Consider the following 7338-nt stretch of genomic DNA (forward strand, 5'->3'; position numbering starts at 1 on the left):
CCCGTGCGGCAGCACCAGCACGGCATCGAGTTCGCGCGGCCCGCCCGGCGGCCGGACGCCGAACAGCGCGATCCCGCCGAGCACGCCGTCGCCCGCGCCCCAAGCCGAAATGGCCGCGCGGACGTCCGCGCCGATCTCGCTGGGCTCCTTGCCGAGCCGCACCACGCGCATCGCTGTCTCCGTTCGGCGAATCCGGTCCCCTACCGGCGCCCGGCCCAGCAGCGCGGCCGGGGCAGCACCGCATTCTCGCGCACCCTCCTCCGAAAGAGTGGTAATGCCCCCGGCCGGAGTACCGCCGCGATTGCTCCTTCCGAGCGCGCAAGATCCGCCGCGCAGCGTCTCGATCTGCGACGATCCCGCGCCGCCGAGACCAGGCGGGGTGGTGCCCCGGCCGGTGCGGGCGGTTCCCCGGTCGGGGTCTTCATCAACTTCGTCTGGCGCCCGCGCTCATCGCACGTGCAGAATGACGCCGCACGCTGTGGGTCACCCGCTTGCGCAGCGGTGACCGGGCAACGCCGGTGGCGAGGTCGTAGGGGAAGACGTCCCTCGTCGAACAGCGGAGGTCAGCAGTGAGCACCCGTGGCAGCACAAGTGGCGTGGTCTACGTCCACTCGTCGCCGTCTGCGGTCTGTCCGCACGTCGAGTGGGCTGTGTCCAGCGCACTCGGGATCCGGGCGGAACTCCGCTGGACGGCACAACCGGCCGCGGCCGGGCAGTTGCGTGCCGAACTCACCTGGAGCGGCGCACCCGGCACCGGTTCGCGCTTGGTCACCGCGCTGCGCGCCTGGCCGATGCTGCGTTTCGAGATCACCGAGGACCCCAGTCCCGGGGTGGACGGGCAACGGTTCTGCCACGTGCCCGGGCTGGGGCTGTGGTGGGCTTGCACCAGCGCCAACGGCGACATCGTGGTCAGCGAGGACCAGCTGCGCACGCTCGCGGCCAACAGCCGCGGCCCGGATTCGTTCACCCACCGCGTCGACCAGCTGCTCGGCTCGGCCTGGGACGAAGAGCTGGAAGCGTTCCGCGGTGCGGGCGATGGCGCACCGGTCAGCTGGCTGCACCGGGTGGGCTGAACGGCGGTTCGTATCCGGGTGCGCCCCGGGCTGCCGGTGCGTTGTGGGAGCCTGATCGGCGTGCAGTCGAGATCTCCCGCCCGGTTGTCCTGGTTGAAGTGGGGCGCGCCCCTCGCGATCGCCGTGCTGCTCGGCGCGGTGGTCGGCGGGCTGCTGCTGGACCGCGCGACGGCGCGTCCGAGCGCCGCTTCGGCCGGGCAGGCGCCCAAGGCGCAGCCGCAGAACTCCGGGCTCACCGAGATCGAGTTCTCCCCGGACGCGCAGGCCCACCCGGACAGCAGCAAGATCCACTGGACGCTGCAGCTGCACTTCAACGCGATCAACCTGCGCCAGTACGACACCTGGAAGAACACCGTCGTGCAGGCCAAGCAGCGGCAGCTGCCGGAAGCGAAGTGGAAGCGCGAATACGAGAGCACGCGGGATTCGGCGATCAAGGTGCACCGGATCGAACCAGGGCCGAACGACTCGCTGCGGCTGCTGCTGAGCTTCGTCAGCACCCAGAAGCCCAGCGACGCTCCTTCCGGGATGAACGAGCCCTGCCTGAACTGGTCGGTGGTGTATCCGGTGGTGCTGGACTCCGGGGCGTTCCGGGTGGACGTCACGCCACCCGGGGCGGCGGTCGCCCGACCGTGCTGAGAGGCCCGATCAGAACCGCGCGGCGATCCGGCGGGTCGCTTCGTGGGCTTCGGGTAGTTCCTGCAGGATCCAGCCGTGGAACATTCCCGGGTATTCTTCGTAATCGAGCTCGACGCCGCGTTGCGCGGCAAGCGCCCGCAGCCGCCGGGAATCCGCTAGCAGCACATCACGGGTGCCGATGAACACGCTCAGCGGCGCCAATCCGGTGAGTTCCCCGTAAATCGGGCTCACCCGCGGATCGTGCGGATTCAGCCCGTCCGAATACAGGCGGCCGGCTTCCCGGAGCCCCTCGATGCCGAGGAACGGGTCGTGCCGGTCCAGCGCCGGCATCGTGGGGTGGGTGACCGTGATGTCCAGCCACGGCGAGATCAGCACGATGCGCCGCGGCTGCGCACGGCCCTGCGATTTCCGCCGCTGCGCGAGGAAAAGGCTCAGCCCGCCGCCCGCGGAATCGCCCATGATCACCTGGTCGGCGGGGGACACGTCGCGCAGCGCTGATTCGTGTGCGTCCCACACCATCGCGAGTGTTTCGTCGTACTGGTGCCTGGGAGCCAGCGGGTAGAGCGGAATCGTCACCGTCGCCGAAGTCTCGTCCACCAGGCGGCTGAAGAATCGCCAGTGCGCCGATTCCACCTGGTGCACGTAAGCGCCGCCGTGCAGGTAGAAGATGTGCCGCGAGCTCTGCGGCCGGTGCGGGCGGATCGTGAAGCAGCGGTGGCCGCGCACGTCGCTTCCGGTCACCACGTGCCGTTCGCGCAGCCAATCCGGCAATTGCGCCGCTTCGGACTGGTTGTCCTCGGCGCTTCGGCGCAAGTTTCCGGCGGTGCGGAAAATGCGTTTCTGCCCGGTGAGCCAGTACTTCGCGATGACGGCCTTGCTGTGCAGGCTCACCATTTCCGCGCCACCTCCTCGGGTCGCATCAACGGCATCGCGCGCAGCTGGAATACCCGAATTCGGCAGCGCACAAACTGCGCCGTGGAAATGACGAAGGCCCACCCGCAAGAACCGGGTGGGCCGTTGTCGTGCTCGCGATCAGAGCGGGATGTTGCCGTGCCTGTCGCGCCCGGCGGGTGCACCGGCGAGCTCTTCGGCGACGCGGCGGCGGGTGTCCTTGGGCTCGATGACGTCGTCGACGACACCGATGGACACGGCCCGGTCGACACCGCCCGCGACGCGCTCGTGCTCTTCTGCGAGCTTGTCCTGCAGCGCTTCGCGTTCTTCCGCGGGTGCGGCCGCCAGCGCCTTGCGGTGCAGGATGCCGACGGCGGCCTTGGCGCCCATGACCGCGACCTCCGCCTCGGGCCAGGCGAACACGGTGGTCGCGCCGAGCGAGCGGGCGTTCATCGCGATGTACGCACCGCCGTAGGACTTGCGCAGCACCAGCGTCACCCGCGGCACGACTGCCTCGCCGAAGGCGTGCAGCAGCTTCGCGCCACGTCGAACCACGCCACCCCACTCCTGCCCGAGGCCGGGCAGGTAGCCCGGGGTGTCGACCATGACCAGCAGCGGGATGCCGAACGAGTCGCACAGCCGCACGAACCTGGCCGCCTTCTCGGCCGACAGCGAGTCCAGGCAACCGCCCTTGCGCAACGGGTTGTTCGCCATGACGCCGACCGCGCGGCCGCCGAGGCGGCCCAGGCCGACGACCATGTTCGGCGCCCACTTGGCCTGCAGCTCCTCGAATTCCGCGGAGCCGTCCTCGCGTTCGTCCAGGATGCCGCGGATGACCGGCTTGACGTCGTAGGCACGCTGCGGCCGGTCCGGCAGCAGCGCCCGCAGATCCTCGCCATCCTGCACCGAAGCGGGGTCGAACACGCCGGGTGCGGCGAACAGGCCGGTGAACCGGCGGGCGCGGTCGTAGGCGTCGTTCTCGCTGTTCGCGACGACGTGCACGACGCCGGACTTGGTGCCGTGCGCCTCGCCGCCGCCGAGCCCCTCCTGGTCGATCTGCTCACCGGTGACGCTGCGCACCACGTCGGGTCCGGTGACGAACACCCGCCCGTCCGGCGCCATGATCACCAGGTCGGTCAGCGCAGGCCCGTAGGCGGCACCGCCCGCGGCGGGACCGACCACCACGGAGATCTGCGGCACCTGCCCGGAAGCGCGGATGATCGCGGCGAACACCTGGCCCATGCCGTCCAGCGCCTCCACGCCTTCGGGCAGCCGGGCGCCACCGGAGTGCCACACCCCGAGCACCGGGCACCGGTCCCGCACCGCGGCATCGATGGCGTCCACGATGCGCAGGCACCCGTCGATGCCCATCGCACCGCCCATCTTGGTGCCGTCGGTGCAGTAGACGATCACCTTGACGCCGGAGATGCGCCCGCGCACCGCCAGCACGCCGCTGCTGTCGGGCTCGTGCAGCGGCTCGATCGAACCCGCGTCCAGCAGCTGCGCGAGCCGCAGCTGCGGATCGCGGGAGTCGGCCGGAGCGGGCTCGGGCGCCTCGGCGGTACTCGGTCGGTCGTCCAATGCGGTCATCGGTTCCCCCTGGTCGGTGTGGCGGATCGGGTGCTCAGGCCTTGGTGAACGCGAGCGCGACGTTGTGCCCGCCGAAACCGAAGGAGTTGTTGACCGCGGTGGACAGCGCGACCTGCCGGGGCTTGTCGGTGACCACGTCCAGCTCGACCTTCGGGTCCTGCTCCTCGAGGTTCAGCGTGTGCGGGATCTGTCCGGTGTGGATGGACAGCAGCGTCGCGATGCTCTCCACCGCGCCCGCACCGCCGACCAGGTGCCCCAGCGCACTCTTCGGCGCGGTCAGGGTGACGCCGTCGCCGACGGCCTTGCGGATCGCCGCGGCCTCGCCCACGTCACCGACCACCGTGGAGGTGGCGTGCGCGTTGACGTGCTCGACCTCCGAAGGCGACAACCCGGCCGTGTGCGCGGCCTGGACCATGGCGTTGATCTGGCCGATGCCGTCCGGGTGGTTGCCGGTGATGTGGTGCGCGTCGGAGGTGATGCCCACCCCGGCGAGCTGCCCGTAGATCCGCGCACCGCGGGCCTTGGCGTGCTCGGCGCTTTCCAGCACCACCACGCCGGCGCCTTCGCCGAGCACGAACCCGTCGCGGCCGGTGTCGAACGGGCGGGAAGCGTGTTCCGGATCGTCGTTGCGGGTGCTCAAGGTCCGGGCCTGGCAGAACCCGGCGACGGTGATCTGATGGATGCAGGCTTCCGCACCGCCTGCCACCACCACGTCGGCCTGCCCGTTGCGGATCATCTCCCAGCCCCGCGCCAGACCTTCCGCGCCGGACGCGCAGGCCGAGGCGGGCGAGTGCACGCCCGCGCGCGCCCGCAGTTCGATGCTGACGTGCGCGGCCGGGCCGTTCGGCATCAGCATCGGCACGGTCAGCGGGGAGATCTTGCGCAGCCCCTGGTTCTCCAGCAGATCGTCCTGCTCCAGCAGCGTCATCGGGCCGCCGATGCCGGTGCCCAGCGCGACGCCGAGGCGCTCCGGCTGGACCGGCTCGTGCTCGTCGGTCGGCATCTCGTAGCCCGCGTCGCTCCACGCCTGCCGCGCCGCGATCATCGCGACCGCCTCGCAGCGGTCCAGCCGGCGCAGCTGCACCCGCGGCAGCACCTCGGACGGATCGACCGCCAGCGGAGCCCCGATCTTGGCGGGCAGGTCGTAGGTCTCGACCCACTCCGCTTCGAGCCTGCGCGTCCCGCTGCGCCCGTTGAGCAGTCCGTCCCAGGTGGACGCGACGTCGCCGCCCAGCGGCGTCGTCGCGCCCAGCCCGGTGACGACGACCTCGGTCGCCGTCATGCGTTCTTGGTGATGTAGTCCACCGCATCACCCACGGTCTTCAGGTTCGCCAGCTCGTCGTCGGGGATCTTGACGCCGAACTTGTCCTCGGCCTGGACGGCGATCTCCACCATCGACAGCGAGTCGATGTCCAGGTCGTCGACGAACGACTTCTCGACGGCGACGTCATCGGCGTCTACCCCGGCGACCTCTTCGACGATCCCGGCGAGTCCCTTGGTGATTTCCTCGTTCGCCACGGTGGTTCCTTCCTTGTTGGTGCACCGCGGAGCTGCGCCCGCGGCGGTACTGGTGAGCGCGATCGCTCTATGGGCAGATGACGACCTGGCCGCCGTAGGACAGTCCGGCCCCGAAGCCGACCAGGAGCAGCACGTCCCCGCTGGAGATCTCGCCTGCCGACCGCATGTGGTCGATGGCGAGCGGGATCGAAGCGGCGGAGGTGTTGCCGGAATGCACGATGTCACGGGCGATCACCAGGTCGTCGCGGGCACCCTGGCTCTGCAGCTTCTTGGCGATCGCTTCCACGATGCGCAGGTTCGCCTGGTGCGCGACCAGTGCGTCCACATCGGACAGTTCGAGCCCGGCGAGTTCGACGGCGTGCTTGGCGACCGGCGCGATCTGCGTGGTCGCCCACCGGAAGACCGACTGGCCTTCCTGGTAGATGTACTTGCCATCGCGCAGGTAGATGGTGTCCACCAGATCGCCCGCGCTGCCCAGCGAGGCCGGCCCGATGCCGGGTTCGTCGGCCGGTCCGACCACGGCCGCGCCCGCGCCGTCGGCGAAGATGATGCAGTTCGCGCGGTCCTCCCAGTCCAGCCATTCCTGGAACCGCTCGGCGCCGATCACCAGCACCCGGCCCGCCGAACCGGCCCGCACCAGGTCCGATGCGGTGTTCAGCGCGTAGCAGAACCCGGCGCAGGCGGCGTTGAGGTCGAACGCGGCCGATGCGGTGATCCCGATCTGATCGGCGACCTGCGCCGCGGCGTTCGGGATGCCGCCGGGCATCGTGCAGGTGGCGATGATCACCTGGTCCACATCGGCCGGGGTCAGGCCCGCGTTCGCGATCGCCTTGGAACCGGCCTCGATGGACATCGTGACGACGTTCTGGTCGTCATCGCCGAGGCGGCGGCTGACGATGCCGACGCGCTGCTGGATCCACTCGTCGTTGGTGTCGACGACCTCGGCCAGGTCGTGGTTGGTCACCACCCGGTTGCCCTGGGTGCTGCCGAAGCCGAGCAGCTTGGTCGCCGCCGGGCCGGCGGACTGGCGCAGGGTGGGTGTGCTCACGCATCGCTCCCGGAGGTGTCGGCGCCGGTGCGGTCCGCGTCCAGCAGTTCGGCGACTTTGTCGAGGTCTTCGGGCTTTTTCAGCGCGACCGTCTTGGTGCCCTTGAGCTCGCGGCGCACCAGCCCGGTCAGGGTGCCCGCCGGGGGGAGTTCGACGACGGCTCCGACGCCGCGCTCGGCGAGGGTGCTCATGCAGGAGTCCCAGCGCACCGGGCGGGTGATCTGCTCGACCAGGCGGCGCACGATCTCGTCGGCGTCTTCCACGACCGCGCCGTCGGCGTTGGACAGCAGCGGCAGCTTGGGCGGCGCGGCCGCCGCGTCGTCGGCCTGCTTGCCGAAGGCGTCCCTGGCCGGGGCCATGAATCGGGTGTGGAAAGCCCCGGCCACCGGCAGCGGGCGGATCTTGGTGCCCGCCGGCGGTTCTTCGCCGAGCGCTTCCAGCGCGGGTTTGCGGCCTGCGGCGACGATCTGACCGGCACCGTTGCGGTTGGCCGGGTCCAGCCCGAGGCTGGTCAGGTGCTCCACCACGGCTTCCGGGTCGCCGCCCATCACCGCGGACATCGCGGTCGGCTCCAGCGCGCAC

8 protein-coding genes are annotated in these 7338 nt (G+C 70.6%); 2 read left to right on the plus strand and 6 right to left on the minus strand.

The window, feature by feature from the left end; translation table 11 throughout:
- Positions 1-569 precede the first annotated feature (569 nt).
- Entirely contained in the window at positions 570-1073 is a 504-nt protein-coding gene (locus IJH84_RS01110; RefSeq protein ID WP_200071022.1) for a DUF3145 domain-containing protein, read from the plus strand.
- A gap of 60 nt (positions 1074-1133) precedes the next feature.
- A complete protein-coding gene (locus tag IJH84_RS01115; protein ID WP_295139179.1) occupies positions 1134-1709 on the plus strand; it encodes a hypothetical protein in 576 nt (191 codons plus the stop codon).
- Positions 1710-1718: 9 nt separating this feature from the next.
- Here IJH84_RS01115 and IJH84_RS01120 read toward each other — a convergent pair whose 3' ends face one another.
- From IJH84_RS01120 to IJH84_RS01145, 6 genes are all read right to left on the minus strand, one after another.
- Complete coding sequence (locus IJH84_RS01120) at positions 1719-2603, minus strand: alpha/beta hydrolase (protein ID WP_295139182.1); 885 nt, start codon at positions 2601-2603, stop codon at positions 1719-1721.
- 138 nt (positions 2604-2741) lie between these two features.
- Positions 2742-4190, minus strand: a complete 1449-nt coding sequence (locus IJH84_RS01125) for an acyl-CoA carboxylase subunit beta (protein WP_295139185.1) — start codon at positions 4188-4190, stop codon at positions 2742-2744.
- 34 nt (positions 4191-4224) lie between these two features.
- On the minus strand, positions 4225-5472 hold the full coding sequence (locus IJH84_RS01130) for a beta-ketoacyl-ACP synthase II (protein WP_200071026.1): 1248 nt from the start codon (positions 5470-5472) through the stop codon (positions 4225-4227).
- A complete protein-coding gene (locus IJH84_RS01135) occupies positions 5469-5708 on the minus strand; it encodes an acyl carrier protein (protein ID WP_295139189.1) in 240 nt (79 codons plus the stop codon). The genes IJH84_RS01130 and IJH84_RS01135 overlap by 4 nt, the downstream gene beginning before the upstream one ends.
- Positions 5709-5775: 67 nt before the next feature.
- Complete coding sequence (locus IJH84_RS01140; RefSeq protein WP_200071028.1) at positions 5776-6756, minus strand: beta-ketoacyl-ACP synthase III; 981 nt, start codon at positions 6754-6756, stop codon at positions 5776-5778.
- The coding region (locus IJH84_RS01145) for an ACP S-malonyltransferase (protein WP_295139192.1) at positions 6753-7338 on the minus strand (586 nt) is incomplete at its 5' end. The genes IJH84_RS01140 and IJH84_RS01145, both read right to left, overlap by 4 nt.

This window comes from Saccharopolyspora sp. (genome assembly GCF_017434145.1).
GTDB lineage: Bacteria > Actinomycetota > Actinomycetes > Mycobacteriales > Pseudonocardiaceae > Saccharopolyspora_C > Saccharopolyspora_C galaxeae.

Coding starts and splice junctions, on each gene's coding strand:
- IJH84_RS01120 (WP_295139182.1), bottom strand. CDS start 2,603: ATGGTGAGCCTGCACAGCAAGGCCGTCATCGCGAAGTACTGGCTCACC.
- IJH84_RS01125 (WP_295139185.1), bottom strand. CDS start 4,190: ATGACCGCATTGGACGACCGACCGAGTACCGCCGAGGCGCCCGAGCCC.
- IJH84_RS01130 (WP_200071026.1), bottom strand. CDS start 5,472: ATGACGGCGACCGAGGTCGTCGTCACCGGGCTGGGCGCGACGACGCCG.